16 protein-coding genes and 6 pseudogenes are annotated in these 23681 nt (G+C 42.1%); 6 read left to right on the forward strand and 16 right to left on the reverse strand.

Features of this window, described 5'->3' with window-relative positions; genetic code table 11:
• Nucleotides 1-247 precede the first annotated feature (247 nt).
• Nucleotides 248-850 (reverse strand): GUN4 domain-containing protein, encoded by a 603-nt coding sequence (locus B5D77_RS08370; RefSeq protein WP_008197840.1) that lies wholly within the window; start codon nt 848-850, stop codon nt 248-250.
• A gap of 83 nt (nt 851-933) precedes the next feature.
• On the opposite strand from B5D77_RS08370, the gene B5D77_RS08375 reads away from it, so the two are divergent.
• A complete protein-coding gene (locus tag B5D77_RS08375; RefSeq protein WP_008197842.1) occupies nt 934-1914 on the forward strand; it encodes an aspartate carbamoyltransferase catalytic subunit in 981 nt (326 codons plus the stop codon).
• 23 nt (nt 1915-1937) lie between these two features.
• Here B5D77_RS08375 and B5D77_RS08380 read toward each other — a convergent pair whose 3' ends face one another.
• From B5D77_RS08380 to B5D77_RS08390, 3 genes are all read right to left on the reverse strand, one after another.
• Complete coding sequence (locus B5D77_RS08380; protein ID WP_061433075.1) at nt 1938-2219, reverse strand: hypothetical protein; 282 nt, start codon at nt 2217-2219, stop codon at nt 1938-1940.
• Nucleotides 2220-2417: 198 nt separating this feature from the next.
• Entirely contained in the window at nt 2418-2894 is a 477-nt protein-coding gene (gene ureE, locus B5D77_RS08385; protein ID WP_008197846.1) for an urease accessory protein UreE, read from the reverse strand.
• A gap of 77 nt (nt 2895-2971) precedes the next feature.
• A complete protein-coding gene (locus tag B5D77_RS08390) occupies nt 2972-3457 on the reverse strand; it encodes a DUF4168 domain-containing protein (RefSeq protein WP_008197848.1) in 486 nt (161 codons plus the stop codon).
• Between the two features lie 546 nt (nt 3458-4003).
• On the opposite strand from B5D77_RS08390, the gene B5D77_RS08395 reads away from it, so the two are divergent.
• A complete protein-coding gene (locus B5D77_RS08395; RefSeq protein ID WP_002759570.1) occupies nt 4004-4288 on the forward strand; it encodes an HU family DNA-binding protein in 285 nt (94 codons plus the stop codon).
• A 31-nt stretch (nt 4289-4319) separates the two neighbouring features.
• On the forward strand, nt 4320-5366 hold the full coding sequence (gene cobD, locus B5D77_RS08400; RefSeq protein ID WP_008197853.1) for a threonine-phosphate decarboxylase CobD: 1047 nt from the start codon (nt 4320-4322) through the stop codon (nt 5364-5366).
• Nucleotides 5367-6060: 694 nt separating this feature from the next.
• On the opposite strand, the gene B5D77_RS08405 is transcribed toward cobD, so the two are convergent.
• Nucleotides 6061-6918, reverse strand: coding sequence for an IS5-like element ISMae4 family transposase (locus tag B5D77_RS08405; RefSeq protein ID WP_106909955.1), 858 nt, complete (start codon nt 6916-6918; stop codon nt 6061-6063).
• A gap of 125 nt (nt 6919-7043) precedes the next feature.
• Here B5D77_RS08405 and B5D77_RS08410 point away from each other — a divergent pair.
• Nucleotides 7044-7484, forward strand: a pseudogene (locus B5D77_RS08410) (tail length tape measure protein); the annotation flags it as partial.
• Between the two features lie 134 nt (nt 7485-7618).
• Here the strand turns inward: B5D77_RS08410 and B5D77_RS08415 are convergent.
• Nucleotides 7619-8383 (reverse strand): PD-(D/E)XK nuclease family protein, encoded by a 765-nt coding sequence (locus tag B5D77_RS08415; RefSeq protein WP_008197866.1) that lies wholly within the window; start codon nt 8381-8383, stop codon nt 7619-7621.
• Between the two features lie 169 nt (nt 8384-8552).
• Here B5D77_RS08415 and B5D77_RS26215 point away from each other — a divergent pair, with 169 nt between their 5' ends.
• Both B5D77_RS26215 and B5D77_RS08420 read left to right on the forward strand, forming a co-directional pair.
• Nucleotides 8553-8774: a hypothetical protein gene (locus B5D77_RS26215; RefSeq protein ID WP_051011148.1), complete on the forward strand. Its 222-nt coding sequence runs from the start codon at nt 8553-8555 to the stop codon at nt 8772-8774.
• Nucleotides 8775-8884: 110 nt separating this feature from the next.
• Nucleotides 8885-9684, forward strand: a pseudogene (locus B5D77_RS08420) (IS630 family transposase); the annotation flags it as partial.
• On the opposite strand, the pseudogene B5D77_RS27090 reads toward B5D77_RS08420, so the two are convergent.
• The 10 genes and pseudogenes from B5D77_RS27090 to B5D77_RS27100 form a co-directional block, all read right to left on the reverse strand.
• Nucleotides 9670-10267, reverse strand: a pseudogene (locus B5D77_RS27090) (IS1 family transposase); the annotation flags it as partial. The pseudogenes B5D77_RS08420 and B5D77_RS27090 overlap by 15 nt on opposite strands.
• Nucleotides 10268-10402: 135 nt before the next feature.
• Nucleotides 10403-10664 (reverse strand): annotated as a pseudogene (locus B5D77_RS28020) (hypothetical protein); the annotation flags it as partial.
• Between the two features lie 148 nt (nt 10665-10812).
• Nucleotides 10813-11175, reverse strand: a pseudogene (locus B5D77_RS08435) (class I SAM-dependent DNA methyltransferase); the annotation flags it as partial.
• 174 nt (nt 11176-11349) lie between these two features.
• A complete protein-coding gene (locus B5D77_RS08440; protein ID WP_008197882.1) occupies nt 11350-12093 on the reverse strand; it encodes a DUF1995 family protein in 744 nt (247 codons plus the stop codon).
• Nucleotides 12094-12449: 356 nt separating this feature from the next.
• Complete coding sequence (locus tag B5D77_RS08445; protein WP_008197884.1) at nt 12450-12722, reverse strand: hypothetical protein; 273 nt, start codon at nt 12720-12722, stop codon at nt 12450-12452.
• A 5-nt stretch (nt 12723-12727) separates the two neighbouring features.
• On the reverse strand, nt 12728-13504 hold the full coding sequence (locus B5D77_RS08450) for a hypothetical protein (RefSeq protein WP_008197886.1): 777 nt from the start codon (nt 13502-13504) through the stop codon (nt 12728-12730).
• 121 nt (nt 13505-13625) lie between these two features.
• Nucleotides 13626-15371, reverse strand: coding sequence for a diflavin flavoprotein (locus B5D77_RS08455; RefSeq protein ID WP_106908635.1), 1746 nt, complete (start codon nt 15369-15371; stop codon nt 13626-13628).
• A 596-nt stretch (nt 15372-15967) separates the two neighbouring features.
• Nucleotides 15968-16468, reverse strand: coding sequence for a phosphate-starvation-inducible PsiE family protein (locus B5D77_RS08465; protein WP_106909977.1), 501 nt, complete (start codon nt 16466-16468; stop codon nt 15968-15970).
• Between the two features lie 310 nt (nt 16469-16778).
• Nucleotides 16779-18518: pseudogene (locus tag B5D77_RS08475) on the reverse strand (diflavin flavoprotein).
• A 682-nt stretch (nt 18519-19200) separates the two neighbouring features.
• Entirely contained in the window at nt 19201-23667 is a 4467-nt protein-coding gene (locus B5D77_RS27100) for a Calx-beta domain-containing protein (protein WP_106908636.1), read from the reverse strand.
• Between the last annotated feature and the right edge of the window lie 14 nt (nt 23668-23681).

Here is a 23681-nt window from a genome sequence, read left to right on the forward strand (position 1 = left end):
GGAAGAGGAAGATGAGGAGAGAAGCTTTTCCTTAAATTTTACTCTACAGAATTGATCGCCGTGATTATTAAACCTCTGGCATAATTAATTTTTGAGGGTTCAAAAACGGCAAAAATAAGGATTAAATTGCCTAAAATCCTTAAATAGACTATTTAATTGATTATTGTTCATTCTTAATTCTCCTGGCTACTGACTACTGACTACTGACTCCTAACCCTAACAACAATTGTTGATTTTTACCAGAGGTCTATTGTTTGCTTTGCCCTAAGCTAACAATATTACAGGTGACTAATCTTTGGGCGAGGGTGGAGTATTCTAGGCGACCACCGGCGATCTGATATTCGTCCCGGGGCGCCGGTAGATGACCAACGGGAGCATTGAGGGTATAGTTAAGATTTTCTTTAAAGATAATCCAATCACCACCTTTACGCCAACCGATGCGATCGCCAAAAGTTTGAAAATTTTCGATCGCCACTAAGCGCCCCGGTCGATTACCCGTCTCGATAAAAATGCGAAATTGGGTACTGAAACTAAAACGACCCCCGGAAGCTTCTTTCCAGAGTTGATCCATCTTTTGCAGATCCCAACAGGCCAATTTTTGCAGGTCTTCCATGGTAAACCAGCCCTGTAATTCCCGTCCAGTTGCTTTCAGCATTAAATTACGGGTTTCATCGTTAGCTTGTCGCCAATTTTGTTGAGCGAGGAAATTTTTCAGCCGAGTGTAATTAATGCCCGTGGTCGGTGATACCATTTCCCCAGAGGTGGTAGTCTGGGCAACGATCGCCGGCAAGGGATTGAGAAATAAAGCGATCGCAAGAGTGATCTGACAGAAGGAAAAATTAATTCTCATAAACCCTATTTATTAACCTGATGCAAAGAAATCCTAGAATAGCATAGACGAAATTTGCCGTTTTTACCGCCTCCTTAACTCCTATGGCTTTCACTTGGACTCGACACCACATTTTGGGATTGCAAGACTGGCAACCGGAAGAATACCAAACCCTGCTACAAACGGCCTCTAGTTTTCGTGAAGTTCTTTCCCGACGCACCAAGAAAGTGCCGGCCCTACAGGGACAAGTGGTGACAAATCTTTTTTTTGAACCCTCCACCCGCACCCGTAGTAGTTTTGAACTAGCGGCGAAACGTCTCTCGGCCGATGTTCTTAATTTTGCCCCGGGTAGTTCCAGTTTGACTAAGGGGGAAACGATTCTCGATACCGCTTTAACCTATGTGGCCATGGGTACGGATATCTTTGTCATCCGACATCAACAGTCGGGAGTTCCCGATTTAATTGCCGCAGAAATGGATCGTTTGCAGTCGGGGGTCAGTATTCTTAATGCTGGGGACGGTCAACACGAACACCCCTCTCAGGGACTTTTAGACCTGTTTACGATCTGTTGTCTGTTAGATGAAGAAAATCCCCGTTTAGAATTGTTAGAGGGCAAAAAAATCGCTATTGTCGGGGATATACTCCATTCTCGTGTGGCGCGTTCCAATATCTGGAGTTTAACCACGGCAGGGGCGGAAGTACATTTGTCCGCACCCCCCACCCTACTGCCGAAATATTTTGGGGAACTGTGCGATCGCCTATTTCTCCACTGGGATTTAGAACCAGCTTTAGAAAAGGCCGATTTTGTCATGACCCTGCGACTGCAAAAAGAACGCATGACTGCCAATCTTTTGCCCAGTTTACGGGAATATCATCAAAGTTTTGGCATTACTCGTCCTCGTTTGCAATCCTGTCAACCGGGGGTGAAGGTGCTTCATCCGGGGCCTGTGAATCGGGGAGTGGAAATTAGTTCCGATTTAATGGACGATCCCGATTTTAGTCTGATTTCCCAACAAGTTACCAGTGGTGTCGCTGTCAGAATGGCTTTGTTATACCTCATTGGTAATCTTCGCGGCGACCGGTAAAAGCTTCTCAGGGATTTGCTCTTTTAGTCTGGTTTCATTGAAACAATCCTAAAGTTTCTATCAAGGTAAATATCATACTTTCTTCCTCCCTCACACACAGCATCTTCTGCTTCAAATAGGTTAGTCTCAACATCAAATTTCATCGCTTTAGGATTCCTACAACCCTGTTTTAGCAGAGCATCGGTCAACCGTGATTTCTCTTCCGGGGTCAAAGCTCGATAATCACTACTATTAGCTTGACCTGCATAGATTGACATTCCTATAATGCTAAGGGATAGTAAGCTTATGATCGATTTGGTCTTCATTTTTTCAACTTCCTGAATACAATAAAAACATCATTCCAAGGGTTTTAAACCCAAATTTTCGGTAATTAGTTCGGCACGATTACCAGTCAACTTTATTTTAGGAAAAGCATACCTATTTTGCAATAAGTATAAATACTCAAGCTATCCCTAGGGCTTTTCTAGGAACTGCGACCGATACCGGATTCCGTTCTTTTTAAACTATCCCTTTTTTGCCTCTTCCAGGTCATGATAATGCTGATAAGCGCCGATTTCGGGGTTAAAAGGGGCGATTTCTTCATTTACAGTTAATCCCAAACCTTCTAACATTGCTTGTAGGACAGAATCGGGGACCAGACGGAGATAATCGGGATTAATTTCTAAGGCTACATGACGATTACCGAGATGATAGGCAGCTTTGAGGAGTAAATCGGTTGAAGGAGCGGTAATAGTGATAACTGGTTCTGGTTTAGCAATAATTTGAATAATTTCGCCGTTTTCCCCCCGCAGGAAATCGCGATCCTGTAGAATGGTACCCCGGGGTAAACGAAAACAGAGGGAAAAACCTTCGGGACTGTCGAGACGATAACGGCTGCGGGTGCGTTCTTCGGCCGTGAGTAGAAGGCTAAAAAGTACCGTTTCTGGGGGAGGTGGACTAGCGGTATGACGGGGGGGTAAGCGCTCGGTAAAAGTTAACATGGTAGTGGTCAATGGAAAAAAACATTCTTAATTGTAGCCCCGACTCCAGCTTGACCCGAAAAACTGAGGAACTTTTTCTATTTATTTTCCCGTTGCAGACGAATCATCTCATTTTGCACCCGTCGTCTCAAGTTATCATCACTACTAATCCGGTTAGTGATTGCGTTAAATTGAGCGGCAGTTAGACCGCTATCTTGGACAATCTTTTTTGAGTTATTACAATAATCTACGGCAATTCTTTGGGCATTAGCTGGAAGATTATTAAAGCTTTCCCGTTGGTTACAGGTAATTGCCGGGGGACTTTTCCCTAAAATTCGCGAAATTTCCTGATAAGCTTGTTTTCTTTGGATTTCGATCAACAAAACTGCGGTCGCATAACGTTTGATTTGGTCAGCCGTAAAATCTTGAGTATAAGCGGAGGACTGGAAACTAACCACCTCCGTCGTCCAAGAAAATTCGGGAATCAGACCGCCAAGAATGGCGATTACTGCCAAAAAAGTCACGATAAAAGAACGTCTTAAGCTTTGACCTAGATCGGCTAGGGGATAGCAGTAAATCACCATGCGAGTTTGTCGCTGAATAGATAATGATAGCAAACTTTCCAGTTAAATCCTGCTTTTTTGAATATTTTTAACGATCATAAGTTCCAATTCTAGCGAATATCTCCTGGGCCTGAACCTTAATTTTTGGTCAGAAATTGCTTTGGTAAACTTTTTTAACGTTTCTAGGGGCAAAATTAGTCAAAAATCTTTGAGAGAACCGATGAACGATTTTTGGGAAGTTAGGATGCCTATCGCTTTTAGAGAATATTTATCGGCAATTTAGCCAGCTAATCTCTTTTTATTAGCTTATATCGCTGTAAATCTCTCGCTTATTCCCTTTTGTCACTCGCCTTGGCGGGGAATCGGGAGGAAATCTAGATAAATTAAAGGTTTCAGCGATTCCGATCGAGACAATTCCCGCTTAGAATAATGCAGTGGAATATATAGCCAATGGGGATTTGAGGCATTATTTATTGCTCTCGATTCTGGCGAGTCCTCAACAGGAGAACCATAAACTACTGACAACCACCCTAAACTCAGAAAAACCGCAAAACAAGGAGTTAGCGCATGAATAAAGGTGAATTAATCGATCAAATCGCTCTCAAAGCCTCTGTCACCAAAAAACAAGCAGATGCTGTTCTCACTGCCGCCATCGAAACCATTATCGAAGCGGTTTCTGAGGGGGACAAAGTAACCCTAGTAGGATTCGGTTCCTTCGAGGCCCGGGAGCGTCAGGCCAGGGAAGGACGCAACCCAAAAACCGGCGATAAGATGGAGATTCCGGCCACTCGCGTCCCGGCTTTCTCGGCGGGTAAACTGTTTAAAGACAGAGTGGCCCCGGATAAGGAATAATTACTGTTAAGCTTGGATCGCTGTAAGTCTTTTGCCTAGACCTAAACATGGTGGTAATCTTGACTGGGCGGCCGCCATTGCCGGCTGTCCGGTTTCCTCTATTCTCGATTTTTCTGCCAGTATCAACCCCCTCGGTCCGCCGGAAAGCACCCTAACCGCTATTAAAAGCCATTTAACCAGTCTGACTCGTTATCCTGACCCCGAGTATTGGCAGTTGCGTTCCGCCCTCGGTCAATGGCACAATATCGGGCCAGATTGGATTCTCCCTGGCAATGGTGCGGCCGAGTTATTAACTTGGGCCGGTCGGGAATTAGCCTCATTTGATAGTGTTTATGTACTAACACCTGCTTTTAACGATTACGAACGGGCCTTAAAAAGTTTTGGCGGGAAAATCTGCCAACATTCCCTCGATTTAACCAGTTTAAAGCCGGTTAATCCCGAAAAACAAGGCTTATTACTCAATAATCCCCACAATCCTACGGGGAAACTCTGGACGGTGGCGGCCATTCGTCCCTATCTATCGCAATTTGGTTTGGTGGTAGTGGATGAAGCTTTTATGGATTTTTTACCCCCCCAACAACAGGAGAGTTTAATATCTCTGTTGCCGGAATATCCCAATCTCGTGATTTTGCGTTCCCTAACTAAATTTTACAGTCTCCCCGGTTTACGTCTAGGATACGTCCTCGCCCATCCCGATCGCCTGTTACAATGGCAAAAATGGCGCGATCCTTGGTCGGTGAATAATTTGGCTGTGGTTGCCGCTATTGCGGCAATTGAAGATAGGGATTTTCAACAACAAACCTGGGATTGGTTAACGGCAGCCCGCCAGGATTTATGGCAGGGATTAGCTAATTTTTCGCAATTACAGCCCCAAACCAGTGCCGCTAACTTCCTCTTAGTACAATCTCAATCTTCCTGTTTACCCCTACAGGAAGCTTTATTAAAATATCATCGAATTTTTATCCGCGATTGTCTCAGTTTCCCCGAATTGGGCAGCAATTATTTTCGGGTTGCTGTCCGTTTACCGGCAGAAAATCAACGATTATTATCGGCTTTAGAAAGTGTTTTAAGTAGGTAGGCGTTAAAAGTTATCAGATCCCCCCACCTATCGGCACCCCCCTTATCAAGCTATCCCTTATAGGGATCTTTCTTAACAATTTTTTCAGTAAGCACTCCAACCCTTATCCTGACTTGATTTCAGTTTTTTCCTTGTCAGTAAGGGTGTCAACAAGGAATATTACAGATTGTTAACCGAGTCTTGAAAGCCTTGTGCTACAAAGGTTTGAAATGTTAAGAAAGATGTGACTAAAGGACAGCAAGGGGGGCAGGGGGCTCTCCCAGCTTTGATGGGTAAAATGTATTCTAAGATACATTTCTCAAGAGCGAGGGGGTGGAACGAACCACAAAGACACAAAGGACACAAAGATCGATCGATCCTATGTCAATTAAACTTATCACACAGAACCTAGAAGAGCCGGCAGGGGGGATCGAACCTAAAATTCATTTTTAATTTAATTATAACCAGCTACTTAAATAGAACTCTTGCAAATTAATTATATGTTATAATAATGGGTTAACTAATTTTCCCCAAAAAATTAGTTAATCAGTACATTCGTCCTGAATGAAAACTTGAAGTTTAACTTTTAACTCAAAACTCTTTAGAGCTGCTTTAATTTGGTTATCAAAACCTCTTTATTTAAGCAGCACAAACTATCTCAATTTTTATAATTGAGAATAAATTCTCCTTGACTTGATTAATCTTTAGGCAACTTTTAAGAAGCTGCTATACCTATCCCTAACTCACAGTTATAAATAGCCGCCAACAAGTTAACTCTTAAACTATATCTTCGACGACGATTCCGATATTTACAGGATAAGATTTTAAAGGTTTTGAGTTTCCTATTTATATGTTCAATGATAATCCTTTCTTTGGCTAAAGCCTTGTTATACTCTTTTTCTAACTCTGTTAATTTTCTATTTTTCGGTTTCTTTTTCGGTGTATAACTATTACTATGGTATGCAGCTATTCCCTGATAACCACTGTCTTCTATGCTGGTAGTTAAAGGATGAAAACGAACTCGACTTTTTTTAAATAAACTAAAATCATGACCTCTGCCTTTCCCACAAAAGACACAGATAATTTCCTCGGTATTTTGATCAGCTACTAATTGGGATTTTAAAGTATGATAACCTCTTTTACCCGAAAAAAAATCTTTCTGTTTCTTTTGGGGGCGTTCAATGGGAGTTTCCGTTACATCCATTACCGTTATGACCGGTATCTCTGCTTGATTGAGTAAAGCTTTTTTTCCTTTTAAACGGAAGTTTCCCGATTGTAAAAGCATTTTTTCCGTCTTATTTACAATCCGACATATAGTTGATTCTGATAGTTCCCAGCTTGTACCAATGTGAAAATATGTTCTATATTCTCGCCAATATTCTAACGTTACTAAAACTTGTTCTTCTATAGATAGTTTAGGTTTCGGTCCCCTTTTAGATGGTGAATTAGAGTCGGCTTCAACACTTTTTACTGATTCTACCATCTTTCTATATGTTTGTTTATACACACCGAAACGGCGTTTGAATTGTTCATCTGATAAGTTTTGATAATCCATAATTTTGCTAATAAACATAGCAAAATTATAGATGATTTCCTGACCTAAGATCACATTTTATTCTTTTTTCCACTTCAATCTAAGAATTGAGAAAAAAGCAAAACCTTATATTGTACCATAAAAAAATTATGCAAGAGGTCTAAAGTTTATCTCAAGTGGAGGAGGCATTTCGCTGTTATAAGTCAATTGATTTAAAGGTACGTCCTATCTATCATTATAAGGATGATAGAGTCAAAGCTCATATCTTTTTATGTATGTTGGCTTATTATGTGGAATGGCATTTAAAACAGTCTTTGGCTCCTTTGTTATTTGAGGATGAAGAAATTGATGATAGTTCTCTGAATGTGATTAAGGCGAGTCGCAGTGAATCGGTGCAATCTAAGGAGAGAAAAAAACGGAATCAAGAGAACTTTCCTGTGCATAGTTTTCGGACTTTGTTGGAAGACCTGGGGACAATTTGCTTGAATACAGTGGAATGTACGATTAGAGAGGGAAGTTATCGTTTTTCTAAGATAACTCGACCGACCCAACTGCAACAAAAAGCGTTAGATTTATTGGGAGTTTCCCTGATTTGTACCCAGTAACGGGGCGCTGTAAATTCTCTTAATCCCTTCTACAGCACAGCTTATGGCTTTTTGTCAACGGGGAAGTCCAGTAATAAAAATAATCTTCAGAATTCAGAGTTTAGAATTGAGAATACTGACGACATCGGCAATAATTAGACAAAAGGATTGATTTCAGGGATATCATTGATCGAGGGTAAGTCTATTGGGTCCGATCGCTCTTGTCTAAGATAATAGGGACAATGAAGCTGACAATCGGGACGATGGGGAAAATCAACTAAATCATTTTGGTATGCTGATAGATAGCGATCGAGAGCCTTCAATAAACGGCGTAAATCCCGCCCTGTCCGTTGGTGTAGTTTGCGATTATAGTTAAAAGTAATTTGTTCGGGGCTGCGGGGTAACTGCACAAACCAATAGGTCATCGATAAACTATCAAGAGGATAAGCAGAAGTTTCTGCCAACACATACAGATAAAGTCTCGTCTGCCAATTTTTGGCTAGTTTGTCGGCATCGATCGGCTTTAAGTAGGTTTTCCAGTCAAAAATTACCGCTCGATCACTCTCTAATAAAATTAAATCATAGATAACCGTTAATAAATAATTACCCACAGTTAAACTGCGACAATGTTCCGCTTCTCGATTGTCTTCTCCCGGATTTTGGGCAATGGCCGGGGCAGCCTTTAATAGGGCTGTTAAACAATGTTCTAACTGTTCATTTTCCCCTAATAAAGACGCAATCGGCAGCCCTAATTCCCGCTGCTGTAATAATAGGTGAAACTGACTGCCCCATTCTTGCCCCTGTAATTGTCCGGGGTCAGCCGGTGTGTTAAGTTGCTCTAGATAGACTTTTTGAAATCTGGGTGGACAAGTTTCCAATAGGTTTAAATGACCTTGGGCAAAACGGTAGATCTTAGGCATAATAGGGTTATCGTGAATAAAACAGCAGTTAGCCGATGATTTTGATCTGACAGACGGTAAACCGTATTATATAGTTTTCCCGATCAATGTTAATTTCTGTTATGGAAGTCTTGAAAGATTGGGGATTGTTTGCACAAAATAGTCGCAGCCATCCTTTGCGGTGAATGTCATGAATTCTTCACTTTTGTCGATTCTTCCTGCTGTTGACGGTGTTTTGTTTAATTTTGCTGAATCTGATCTATTTTGGGAAAATTTGGCAGTGGCTTTTGGCAAAAGCAGTGGCAAAGTCGAGATTTTAGTCAACGTCCTGAGATTGAGGTATTTAGAGTGTAGGCTGCGTGTTTGCGGCTATCAATTCCGTCAAAAAAACAAAATTAACCATCTGCCCTAAAGCACCACCTCTATTATTAAATCGGTGCGTTACGCTATCGCGCTTCACAGCCTAGTGGACTGTTTCAGCTAAAATAGGGCAATAGCTCGAACAAGCAGAGGACATCAATCATGGGAAGAGGTCGGTGAGATAAAGTCAATCTAACAGGGGAACAAAGAGAAAACCTCGAACAAATCAGTCGTAATGGCTATGCACCGGCTAAAAAAATTCTCTGCGCTCGGATTTTGCTGATGTGTGACGAGGGAGAACAGGCGAAAAGAAAATGGACAGATGAAGAAATAGCCGAAGCTTTAGAGGTCCATAGAAATACAGTGGGACGTATTCGTCAAAGATTTCTTCAAAAAGGCGAAAAACCAGCATTAGAACGGAAATTGAGAAAAACTCCCCCCACTCCGGCAAAAGTTGATGGAGCCGCCGCCGCCCAAATCATTGCCCTGTGCTGTTCGGAGCCACCATCTGGCCGAGCCGAGTGGACAATCCGACTATTAACCTCGGAACTCAAACAAAGACAAATTATCACCGAGATTTCCAGTCCAACGGTGTGGCGTACTCTAAAAAAAACCAATTACGCCCTTGGAAAACCCAAAGATACTGTATTCCGGAACAGGATTTAGCCCGATTTGTTGCCCAGATGGAAGTTGTCCTTGACCTGTATGGCACTCAGCCATCGGAAGAAGAACCGTTAATCGCGATGGATGAGGCATCAAAGCAACTACTTGGAGAAGTTTACCCCCCGATACCCATGCAACCTGGACAAGATAAAAAAGAAGACTATCACTATAGTCGTGAAGGGGTTCAAGCCTTGTTCATGTTTTTTGACCCCCATCGAGGATGGAGACGGGTGAGTAACCGAGATAGTCGAACCCGAATAGATTGGGCAGAAGAAATTCGTCAATTATTGGGTGGTGATTCGGTAGTAGTGATGGCGGCTTAATCCTTTGCTTTGCTGTGCATTGTAGTCATGGATAAAATACCAAAGGGTTCCCCAACGTGATTCTCCATTTTTTTAGAGAAAGATAGACTCTCTCTCACCAGCTGAGAAATCCTTTGTCGAAAGGTATTATTTAATCTTTCAATATGATTAGTTTGACCAGTTTCTTTTCCGACGGGTCGATGACGTTTACTAGGAATTACTGTCTTATAGGACTCCCAAAAGTCTGTGTAAGCAACCGCGCATTGTCGGTAAACACCTGGTAAACTGGCCTCAAAGTTTTTTAGCTGATTGACGACTCCTATCTCCGCGCATAGCAACCAATAATTTCCCTTGTTTTTCTATCAATTGCCAGCCAAATATAAAACTTTATCGTCTTAGAAAAAACCAAAGACCACATCTCATCACATTCTCTAACCAATTTACCTTTTGGTTTGTCCGAAACCTTTATTTGACGGGGGACAGCCGCCAGTTTATTCTTGACATAGTTTTGTAACCATGACCAACTTACCCCTGTTACTCTAGCAATTCCTCGCAAGGAAATTCGTTCGAGCAAGAGTTTATGGTTCTTCGTTACTTCGTATGGTTCGATCAGGGGGCAGAAATCGGCTAAATCCTTATCTGGCAAGGGACTTAATTGATTAGCTCGTTCTAGATTGAAAACAATTGGCAAAAATCGCAGCCATGTCTTTCTATATAAGGGTTTCACCCCTTATAACTCCCGTCCATTGCATAACACAAACCGAAGAACCGAGTTTATCAATTAATTGTTTGGTTTCGTCAGAGACGGTTTTATTAGTGGGATTGATCACAAACTGACGACCACACTCTTTACATTGACGTTTGGGTTTTCCATTATGAATAGAACCATTCTTAATCCTATGGTGAGAACCACAATTAGGGTTTGCTGAATAAGTACGGGCGAAGCATTCGGATAGAAAATCTACCTTTTCACCGATAGGTTATTGTCCGAATGCTTCGCCCCTACAGGACGCGGGCCGATGAAGACGCAAGGTTTTGAAGCACGATTCTCTCAAAATCTTGCACCTGTGGGAGCGAGAAAAGCCACAAAACCCTTACCTTGCCTACATTTGACCTTTATTCAGCAAGCCCTAACTGCTGAAAAGCCTTAGTGTTGAGATTATCCAGTCTTGGCATTTCTGCATTTATTGTCCGAGTAGGCTTCTTAGTCTCAAAAATGACCCCCACTGGACTTTTAACATCCTGGTTATTATGAATCACCAGATCAATGCGCTCTTTTGTATTGATAAAATAGCGATCGGTATAATAGGTATTTTTTTTTAAATCTATCAGCAAATTTTTATTAAACTCTTCGGACTTTTTGCTGTCACATTGCTCCAACAAGCGCGTCAAATTAGCTTGAAAAACCTGAATTGTTTCAGCCTCAGGCTTGATTTTCAAGTACACCCGATTTAAGGCTTGTTTGAGTTCTCGCTTATTGACAATCATAAAAGTTTACCTCTAGGGAAACTACCGATTAATTTTAATTATAGCATTGCCAAATGATCGGTTAAAATAGAAGGATAAAAGTTGCAATCGAGGTCAATCTGTAGAAGCCAAGAATTTCTAACAGCAATGGGGAAAAAATCCCCCGTCACAGCCTAGCTTGACGGGGGGAGTATGTCACTGTTGTAATGCTTTTAAGAAGCGTCCCATAGTGGCAAATAAACCGGACTTTTTGGCTTTATTAACAGGATTAGAACTATCATTAGGATTATTACTAGAAGCTTTCAGAATCAGATTTTCTAAAGCTTCGCCCATGGGTTTAGTGGATTGTTCGGAAATTAACTCGTAACCGTCTTCTTTTTCCAGCCAAACTTGCCACAAGGAAGGATAGGAACGATACACGATCGCTGATTCCAAGGGACGAAAATAATAACAACTTTCTAGGGTACTTAAAAATCTTTCTCGCAATTGTCGGGCTGCGTAACCGATACCCACCACCGATACATCTTCCAATTGGGGAATTAGAAGAACTACGGGGCGATCTTCGGCCAAGTTACAGAGTTTTTCTACGGAATTAATCTCCACCGAGGAGGGACAAACAACTAAAAAAGCTTCATCTTCGGGCTTAATTTTGTTTTCGATGGGAATAAAACGACTACCTAAATCTCCCAGTTGAAAAACTGTTTCTCCCCAATCCCGTCGAGCTAACATGGCGGCCCCGGTATCGGGAAAAATTACCCTTAAACCAGAACCATAACTGTCAAAAATAGAGGTAAAATCAAGGGCTAAAGCTTGCGCTTGCAGGGCAATTTCTGGGATAACTAATTCCACTTGTACGCATCTAGCTCCCGATTCTAGAGCCAGTTGGGTGGCGGCTTTCGCTTGCAGGATCGTTTCTTCTAGGGAATTGGGTAGGGTCATTTCAGTTATCAGTGAGCAGTGAGCAGTTATCAGTGAGCAGTGAGCAGTTATCAGTGACTACCTCTGCGTCGGTGGCTTAAAATCAGAAAGATTTTAATTTTTATAAAAGGCAGGGTTGATTCATGAATGAACCCTACGTCCTGTAGGGGCGAAGCATTCGGGCAATAACCTATCGGTGAAACCGTAGATTTTCTATCCGAATGCTTCGCCCGTACTTTTTGCCGCAAACCCTACTTAAGTTTATATGAAGTGTGAGGAGATTTGGCATCATCCCCAGCATTAAGATAAATCCTATAAGATATTTTTAGTTTTTAAGAAGAAAGTCGGTAATCGGGGAAAAGGTGAGGAGAGAAAGCTTAGGAAAGCTGATAGGGGCCGTGACGTTGGGCATAATAATCGAGAATTGCCGCAACCAGAGTGCGATCGCTTTCCTGAAAAGTCTCAGTATAGTTAATTTCGAGACTACCGATCTGACTTTGATGATAATCGAATTGTTGGAACTGCTGGGCAGTTAGATGGGTTTCCACACCCTGAACCTGTTGTAAATGGCTGGCTAACTCCCGATAGATAGCCAAGGGCATTTGGGGATAAATAATGGTTTGTTTTTGTTGAATAGCAATCGATCGCACGGGTTTTATTCTCCTGATTCGGAAACATTATAGCTGATCGAGGCTTGCGGTGCGGTGGCTGGTTCGGGGACACCATCCCCTAAACGACGGGTAATAGTTTGACCGTATTGTTCTAAGACAATATAGGGATTGTCGGGATTAGTATTGATCGCTTTAACTAAAATTAAACCATTAGAGAGGCTAGAACCGGGGATAACTCGACGTTCCGTGGCTTCTCCGGGGGCTTTCACGATCGCCATGGCAGTGGTAGGTAACTGGACGATGCCCGATACTTGCACTGCTTCCGCTTCTGTCGGTTGCGGTGGTGGTGGCGGCCCTTTAACTATCGGTGGTTCGGGGTTGGGAGGATTGCCCCTGGGTGCGGCTGCGGGGGTGGAACGATTGCCCGTGGCTGCGGCTGCGGGGGTGGAACGATTGCCCATTGCTGCGGGTGCGGTGGCCGCCGGAGTCCCAGCTGGGGGTTTTTCCGCCACTGTAATTGTAATATTTGGTTGTAGGGGAAAGGGGGCAAAGGGATCGCTGCGACCGCGATTAATTTCTGCCCGTTTTTGGTCGGGATCGGTAGCGGGAATCAATCCCGCTGCTACCCTTGGGGGGGTTGGTTTGGTGGCTGGTTTCATGGCACCCCTAAAGGTGGCAGGTGGGGCAGCTGGGGGACTAGGAGGGGGGGTGGGGGTTTCTTGGCTGGGTGGTGGGGATTGATTAGCTTGGTTGGAAGCTGGACATCCCACCAACAATAAGGCAACACTCCCCACCGATAGGAGTAGCGGCAATTTTTTCATGGGGAAACAAAGACAAAATGGCCCGGTCGGGCAACCTTGGATACTAACATAACATTTGTTCCCCAGAAATCTAGGCCGATGATAGGGGGAAAGTCAGGAACTTGACCCCCCCAGTCCAGTTTTAATACTGACTACCGGATTTGCGATGACCGATGGCGGTGACACCGTTACCATCCAAAACTTGACCCCGCTCGACGGTGGCATAGACTAACCAGCGATCGCCACAGAGTTGTCGCTCTTTGACCGTACACTCTAGATAGGCGAGACTTTCGCTTAAAATCAGACAGCCATTTTCCCCGACTTGGGTTTCTAATCCCATAAAGACATCGCCGCCGGATTTGATGCAATTGGAAAAATGGCGGCGTAAATTGCGCCCTTCCTTAAGAATATTCAAGGTAAAAGTGGTTCCGGAGTTAATTAGGCGATCGGCGGCTTGTTCGTCAGCAACGGCGATAATTAGCCCCGGGGGGTTAAAACTGGCTTGGGATACCCAAGAGGTCAAGAAACCAGCATGAGCCTCGCCCTGACGACTGGTGAGAACACAGAGGGAACCGACGATCCGACCAACGGCCTGGGCAGTGCGATCAATCTGTGTTTCGGTCATTCCCTGTTGGGGAACCCGAAATTTTTTGGTTTTTTTCAAGGTGTGGGCGAAGGTTTCTCCGGCTAAATAACCTGCCTGTAAACTGCTTTCTGTGGGGTTAAAACGCACGCGCAAGGATTCAAAACCGAGGCGATAATTGGCATCTTTGAGTTTAGTTTCAATTAAATCTACCGCTTCCCCACTCCAACCATAGGAACCAAAAACCCCAGCTAATTTAGTTTTTGCTGCCGTGGAAAGAACGATTCCTAAAGCGGTTTGGATCTGGGTGGGAGCGTGACCGGCTAAGGTGGGAGAACCGATAATAAATCCGTCACAATTTTCGATCGCTTGACTAATTTCGGCGGGGGTGGCAAACTCACAATTTATTGATTCTACGGCCAGATCATTTTCTAGTAATCCTCGTTCGATCGAGCGGGCCAGGGTGGCAGTATTTCCGTAGGCAGAAGCATATAATAAAGCCACTTGTAGGGGTCGAGTTTTTTGTTCTTGACACCAATAACGATAATCGTGGGCAAGACGACTAAGACTATAACGAATTATCGGACCATGGGCAGGTGCATAATATTGGGCAGGAAATTCTTTAATTTTGTCGAGGGCCGTTTCTACTGGTTTTGATTGCACGGCATGGAGACAATCAAAATAATAACGACGATCTGCGTCTAATTCTTTCCAATTTTTATCCCAAAGCTCATCACTGCACAGATGCACACTAAAGAATTTATCGCTGTATAAAATTTGGGTTTTTTGGTCAAAAGTGCAGATTCCATCAGACCAGCGTGGGGTAGGGACATTAATAAAACTGAGTTGATGACCCTGCCCTAAATCAAGGATTTCATCGGTTCGTATGCCCACAATTTGGGCATCAGGCAAGGCATTTTTCAGGGTATTGACGGCAGCTTTAGAACAGAGGATGGTGATTTGATGGGTTGCGGCTAATAATGCCTTTAAAGTGACGATACGGTTGGGATTAACGTGACTGAGAATTAGATAATCGAGACGATGTAAGGGGACATATTGACGAATTTCTTCTAAATAAATTTCGGTGAAGGATTCTCCGGGAGGATCGATTAATGCGGTTTTATCGCCAGAGATAAGATAGGAATTAGCGGTGGTTCCCCGTTGACGACCATATTCTATTTCAAATTTTAATCTGTCCCAAGTACGAGAGCGAAAAACCCAAGTTTGATCGGCAATTTCTGCGGTTTGAACATCGCGGGAGCGATTATTGATAGCAGGATTGGGAATTAAGGTAGTAGTGGTCATAGTTGTTAATTTGGTTATTAGTTGTACTGATAACTGATAACTGATAACTGATAACTGATAACTGATAACTGATAACTGATAACTGATAACTGATAACTGATAACTGATAACTGATAACTGATAACTGATAACTGATAAAAAAAAAAAAAAAAAAAAAAAAAAAAAAAAAAAAAAAATAACTGATAACTGATAACTGATAACTGATAACTGATAACTGATAACTGATAACTGATAACTGATAACTGATAACTGATAACTGATAACTGATAACTGATAACTGATAACTGATAACTGATAACTGATAACTGATAACTGATAACTGATAACTGATAACTGATAACTGATAACTGATAACTGATAACTGATAACTGATAACTGATAACTGATAACTGATAACTGATAACTGATAACTGATAACTGATAAATGATAACTGATAACTGATAACTGATAACTGATAACTGATAACTGATAACTGATAACTGATAACTGATAACTGATAACTGATAACTGATAACTGATAACTGATAACTGATAACTGATAACTGATAACTGATAACTGATAACTGATAACTGATAACTGATAACTGATAACTGATTAAGTTTTGCTGTTTATTTCAGTTAAGTCTTTAACTAAATGTTGACGATAACGTTCCGAAACTTTTTGTTCGGGATCGATACCTTCAAAGGTGGGAGGAAGCCAAACTCTTAATACCATTAATGTGCCGAGAACTATTAGAAAAGCACAGGCAGCTAATACTTGTGTCCAATTAGTTTCTAGGACTCCTCTGACAATTAATTCTCGCAAAACCGAGACGATAGAAACTTCCACAGCAACACCGATAGAAACTCGTTTTTCTTGCAAATAAATAATTAACAGTCGGAACAATTCTACTAGAATTAAGAGGAATAAAATATCGGCGGTAATAATCCGAAATTGAATCGGTGGCAGTAGAGACATAAACATTTCTCTGACTTCTAACACCATGAAGCTAAATAAACCGATACAGAGAGAAATGACAATTAAATCTTGAATCATTTCTAAGACTTGCACTACTCGCACCATCATTGGGGACGGGGTTTTAATTGGTTCGTACATTTTATTGCTCCTAAGATTGATAGAATTTGGTGTTAGGAAAGTGGGGAAGTAGGGTGATGGGAAGAATAAATAAAAATAATCTCCTGCCTCCTGATAACTGATAACTGATAACTGATAACTGATAACTGATAACTGATAACTGATAACTGATAACTGATAACTGATAACTGATAACTGATAACTGATAACTGATAACTGATAACTGATAACTGATAACTGATAACTGATAACTGATAACTGATAACTGATAACTGATAACTGATAACTGATAACTGATAACTGATAACTGATAACTGATAACTGATAACTGTTAATAATGATTGCCAACTTTGCGATGATGGACAGCAGTTAAGACATCTAAACGAGCAACTCGTCCGCTATTAACGGTACAATAAACTACCCAATGATCACCGCAATCTAAACGACTGGCGACTTGACATTCTATGTAAGCCAAGGCATCGGCTAAAATTGGTGATCCGTTAATTGGTGATCCGTTATTAGCAGTATAGGTTTTAATGCCTTCAAAACGATTGGCACCGGGAGAGAAACGCTTGAGGAAATGTTACATTAATTTCTGATAATTATCCTCAGCCAAAACATTTAAAACAAAGGTATCGCTAGGCTGTAAAAAGGATACCATTGCCCGATCTTTGGCCACTGCAATCGCCACACCTAAAGGATTTAAACTTGCTTGTGTCACCCAAGAGGCAATCATGGCACTAGATAAATCGGCTTTTTGGGAAGTAATTAGGTATAATCCGGTGCTAATACGACCTAGAGCCTTTTCTAAGTCGTTGTTAATCGACTTAATTTGTTTAATCGTTTTTTCTCGGCTTAACCATTGGCCGAGGTCGGTTCCTGCTTCATCGGCAATCAAATCGAGGGATTGATTGGAATTGTCTTTAACTAAAAGAGGAGGAAAAGCTTCGATCGCCCCGATTTCCTGTAATTTATTTCTTAAGGGAAAAATTGGTTCATCTTCCCCACCTCCTGACTCAAATAATCCCACTGCTTGTTTGCCATTAATTGAAGCAATAATCGTGCTTAAAATCGTCTGGTTAATCGGGGAAGATTGGGGAGGCATTCCGATGATAACTCCCTTAGATTGATTGATCAATTCTCTGACTTCGTGGGGATCAGCATTATTCATATCGACTAATTCTGTCACCACATCATTTTTATTCAAACCCTGACTAATCATAGTAGCTAAATGTTCACTTTGTCCGTAATCTTGGGTAAAAAATACAGCTACTAAAGTATCAGCAGAAGTTTGTTCTTGACTCCAAGTTTGATAGCGTCCCACCCAATCAGAAATATGGTGTTTTAATAGGGGGCCGTGACCAGTGGCAATGAGATTAATTTCAAATTTCTCGATTCTTTTAATTGCCCCTAAAACCGAACGAGCATTCGGTCGCATCAGACAGTCATAATAGGTGTGAAAATCGGCTTCTAGCAGCTCTTTTTCTTGATCGTAGGTTTGATCATCACAAAAGTGCATTCCGAAGGCATCACAGGTAAAAAGGGTGGCAGTTTTAGCATCAAAAGTGAAGATAGTATCAGGCCAATGAAGATTAGGGGCCGCAACAAATTCTAAAACATGGCCATTACCTAAATCTAAAGTATCACCACTTTTAACTATTAACTGTTTAAAGGGTCTGTGTACCATGTTTTCGAGGAATTGCATAGCAACTTTTGCCCCCACCACGGTAACTTCTGGGACTAATTCTAAAACTTCTTTGACTAAACCACTGTGGTCGGGTTCGGTGTGACTGATAATTAAATAATCAAGATGATTGATGTGGATTAGTTTAGTTAATTCCTCCAGATAAAGGCGATCGAATTTGCGGTGAGATGTATCAATGAGAGCGGTTTTTTCCCCTTGAATAACAAAAGAGTTATAAGTGGTACCGTTTTCTAAACCAAATTCGATATCAAAACGATCGCGGTCCCAATCCAAACAGCGCAAGGTAAAAGTATTTTCGGCAATTTCTTGGATTTGTGTGGTTAAACGGCTGGTTTTAGCAGGTTTTGGGGTGATTAAAGCAACCATAATTTCTATCTCCCACAGGATTTGATTCGGAACTGCATTTGCTTAATTCCTATGGTGACTTGCTTTCAGGGATTTGTAAAATACCAATTACTCAAGTCAATGATTAGCTAGATTTATATAACCTTTTCTCTATGGTTGCGGATATTAATTTGAGTGCCGGCCCTGCCGAATCAAGCTCTGAATACTGATTGTGCATTGTATCCACCGGTTGGCTTAGTCCTCGGTTTCACTTACTGCACTTTTGCCTATTTGTCAAGCTTTTTACACAATTCTTAATATTTCCCTCGTTTTTGCTCTCTCGCTCTCTTGGGGTGTTTTGTTTTCGATGTCAGTCTATGAGTGAACCTGTAACCCTTAACACAAGTCCAGAAAACGGGTTTCTTCAAGAAACCCGTTTTGGCTCTTCGTTACTTGTTATGGTTCGATAGGGGGGCATAAATCGACTAAGTCCTTATCTGGCAAAAGATTTAACTGATTAGCTCGCTCTAGATCAAAAACAATTGACAAAAATCGTCCAATGTCTTTCTCTATAAGGGTTCCATCTCTTATAACCCCCGTCCATTACATAACACAAACCGAAGAACCCCCGTTTTCTCTGTGTGGCTAGGTCAATTTATCAGTGTGAAATCAGCCGCTATCAGGGTAGGAACAGTCAACAAATTGGCAAATTCAGAGCCACTTCCTAAGCCAGCAGCACTACCATTTTGATTGTAGTAAATACTGCCACTACTGGTAAGTAGTCGTGCAAAATTAATTTCCTAGTGAAGATAGGCAAGAGGCAAAAGGCAATAGGCAAGAGCGGGGTTAGATATGTGTAATTAATTTTGCTTAGGTACTTACTGTAAACGATAAAGGCGCTGCTAATAGCGACTAAATCATCATCATCGACGCTGGCAAATTCTGCTGGTTGACTGAAGCCATTGCCAATGACACTTTGTAAGGCGGTAAATATGGCTTTACTTAATACTATTTTATCACTACTTGGGGTGAAATCGCTGATGGCATCGATTCCTAAATTACTACTGTTGAAGATAAAGTTATCGCTACCATTACCACCAGTGAGTAAATCATCGCCAGAACCACCAATTAAACTATCGTTTCCGTCTTGACCGGTTAATTGATCGTTGCCACCACCACCAGTTAGAGTATTATTAAGGCTATTCCCAGTTAGTCGGTCATTACCGCTATCGCTAATAATATTTTCGATGGTGTTATTGGCCGAAAAAGTCAATTTTAGATTATTGGTGACGACGGTTTGGACAGTAGTAATCCCTAAGTTAACTCTTACTGCGGTATTTGTCCCAGTAAAGTCGAGGGTATCGATACCACCGGTGGTAGTTTCTTGGATGGTATCGCTTCCTAATGGGGTTGAAGCATTGAAACAGTAAATATCGTTACCATTAGCACCAGCGAGGATATTGTTACCGCTATTTCCAGTGATTTTATTGTCACCAGCGTTACCCGTACCGTTAATATTATTAGTGCCAATTAGTCTGAGGTTTTCGACATTATTGGGTAGGGTGCGAGTGAGACTGCTTTGCCAAGTATCAGTAATGATAACTTCTCCTATTCCTCCTTCGGGATTAATGGTAGCATTAACCGCATTTGACAGGGTTACTGTAAAGGCTTCATCGGCTTCGTTGAGGTTATCATTGAGGATGGGAATGCTAATAGTAGCGGTGGCAGTATTCGCCGCAATGGTGAGGGTTCCTGTCTGGCTAGTGTAATCTACATTAGCGGTAGCATCAATGGGTGCAGTGGTATAGTTGACGCTAATTGGTTGAGAATTGGGGTTATCAACTGTGACGGTGAGGATGGCATTACTATTTTGACCTTCCACCACGGTGATGTCGTTGATGGAGAGTTGCGAGGTGAAAGTGCTATCGTCATTGGTAATCGTCCCCGTGGCTGCGGTGGTAGTCCCTACTGTATAACCTGTCCCAGAAGCAAGAGTTAAAGCAACAGTTTCATCACTTTCTACTGTTGTATCAGCAGTGGGGTCAACGGTTACAGTCGCAGTGGATGAACCAGCAGCAAAGGTGACACTGGTGGGAATAGAAGCGTAATCGGTTCCATTAGTAGCTGTCCCCCCAACTGTATAGTTAGCGGTTAAGGCGCTGGTAGTAGAACCGTTACGGGTGAAGGTATAGACTAAGTTAGTTGTCCCATCTTCAGTAACACTACTGGGAGAGACAGCAAGAGTGATGGTGGGAAGGGTGGTGGAGGGTTGACCGATGATTCCATCACCGTTAAAGTCTTGTTGGAAGTTGGTTTCTTGGCTGAAAGCTTGGGTTGAGTTTAATCCCCACCCTCCAGTGGAAGATTGCCAATTCCAATTGCTATCTAAATTCCATATATATAGAAGGTTTTGTGATGTATTCCTCAGGAGGACTTGGTTAATTCCATTAACGGTTTCTGCGGCTAATATTTGCCAACCAGGGTAGGTATTTGTGGCAATATGAGTGGCACCATTTTTGATGGCGATGGGGTTATTATTGCCAATTTGTGCGTAAAGTTTATTAGTCGCGTCTTGGACTAATTTGGTGTTACCGAAAGCTTCGATTGGGGTGACACTGGTAGCGGGGACATTAGTAATTGTCCCCGTCACTGCGGTGGTAGTCCCTACTGTATAACCTGTCCCAGAAGCAAGAGTTAAAATAACAGTTTCATCACTTTCTACTGTTGTATCAGCAGTGGGGTCAACTGTTACAGTCGCAGTGGATGAACCAGCAAGGAAATTCACTGTCCCGGTTGTACTGGTAAAACTGGCTGCACCGGTTTGAGTGTAATCTGTGCTAAATGTCGCTGTTCCCCCAACTGTATAGTTAGCGGTTAAGGCGCTGGTAGTAGAACCGGTACGAGTGAAGGTATAAATCAGATTTGTTGTCCCATCTTCAGTAACACTACTGGGAGAAACTGCAAGAGTAATACTGGGAAGAGTCGGACTAGAAACATAGCTAAAATAACTAGCAGTTAGACTTAATGCTGTTTGATCAGTGATATAAGCAATCAGTTCATCTGGTTCGGTTCCGGGTTTGTTGATGTAGAGATTAGTAATGGAACTAGAAACTGTTAAGAGATAGTCACTGCTTGAACCCCGTAGCTGAATTGTGTCATCAGTGGGGTTAAAGTCATAGATTATCGCGTAGTCGCTAGTACCTTGAGTAGTTGAAAAACCGTCATCATAGAAGACCCTTGTCGTATCTCCAAGGATAAAGAGATCGTTTTCTGTTCCCCCTCTTAGCGCATCCGATTCTCCTATACCGCTATTTGTTCCTTGTAGGGTGTCATTCCCATTACCCCCTCTCAGATCATCATAACCAGCACCCCCATTGAGGACATCATTCCCATCATCTCCATAAATTTCGTCATTACCAGCATTACCTGAAATAGTATCATTGCCCCTTCCACCAGAGAGTCTATCTCCTTCTATCCCGCCAAAGATAACATCATTATACTCAGTTCCCTTAAATGGAGAAGTCTGGCCAAAACTCTCAATCGAAGTAAAGGTATCAGTTTCCGTGCCGACAGTAATCGTCCCACTCGCGGTAGCGGTGTCGTAGGTCATGGTTAAACCACTACTAGCATAGCTGTAGTCAGCCTCATATATATCACTACCAGCACCACCATTGATCGTGTCATTACCTGCATCATTGGTAAATTTATCATTCCCTAAATCACCATTGAGGACATCATTCCCATTACCACCAAAAAGGCTATCCTTCCCATCCCCACCATTGAGGACATCATTCCCGTCCTCTCCATAAATTTGGTCATCACCAGCATTACCTGAAATAGTATCGTTACCACTTCCACCTTTGAGTTGACCATAACCAAAACCATTAAATAACTGTTCACTTTCCGTACCGCCAAAAATGACATCATTATACTCAGTTCCCTTAAACCCACCAAAACTCTCAATCGAAGTAAAGGTATCAGTTTCCGTACCGACAGTAATCGTCCCACTCCCGGTAGCGGTATTGTAGGTCATGGTTAAACCACTACTAGCACTACTGTAGTCAGCCTCATAGTGATCAATCCCACTACCACCATTTATCGTGTCATTACCGTCCTCATTGGTAAAGTCATCATTCCCTAAATCACCATTGAGGCTATCATTCCCACTACCACCATAAAGTTGATCATTATCAGCACCACCATTGAGGACATCATTTCCATCCTCCCCATAAATGTAGTCACTACCAGCATTACCTGAAATAGTATCGTTACCACCTCCACCTGCGAGTCCACCATAATCATATTCACTTGCTGTACCGCCAAAAATGACATCATTATACTCAGTGCCATTAAACCCACCAAAACTCTCAATCGAAGTAAAGGTATCAGTTTCCGTACCGACAGTAATCGTCCCACTCCCGGTAGTGGTATTGTAGGTCATGGTTAAACCACTACTAGCACTACTGTAGTCAACCTCATAGCGATCAGTCCCACTACCACCATTTATCGTGTCATTACCTGCATCGTTGGTGAAGTAATCATATCCATCCCCACCGTCAAGAGAGTCATTACCATTACCCCCATAAATCTTATCGTCTCCCCCCAAACCACTTAAAGTATCATTGCCATCTAACCCATAAATCCTATCATCCCCAGATGTTCCCGTAATATTATCATTCCCTGGCGTTCCTGTAAAATCTGCCTGTTCTACTTGAATACTTTCCCCATTTACTATAATTGTTGTCTGGTCATTCTCTGCTCGTAAAGCGTCCAAGATTGCCACATCCAGACTGTTACCTTGAACCAACTCCGCAAAAATTGCCCCCTCATCTCCGGCGCTATCCACCTGATTAATTTGAGCATCCACATAATGCCCAATCTCTTCTAAAATTACGTTAATTATCGTTGCTGACGAAGCTGTATTTAAAAAAGATGCTGATAGATAAATCTTATTCTTACTACTGGAATATGCACCATTCGCCGTTCCTAAAACCTCATCACTAAGTACCTCAATTGGGGGAATTTGACTAAAATTTCGGCTTTGCCACTGTTGTCGTAATTGCGTCGCCTTAACCACATCATAACTTGTGCCAAAAGCGATGGCCAAATTCGCCCAAAAACCATCAGATTGAGCGAAATTAAACAAAACATCGTAAACAGCAGGAAGAATCGGCAAAAGAGAAGAAGTCATGACATTAACTGTAA

The organism is Microcystis sp. MC19 (genome assembly GCF_003019735.1).
In the GTDB taxonomy this organism is placed as follows: Bacteria; Cyanobacteriota; Cyanobacteriia; order Cyanobacteriales; family Microcystaceae; genus Microcystis.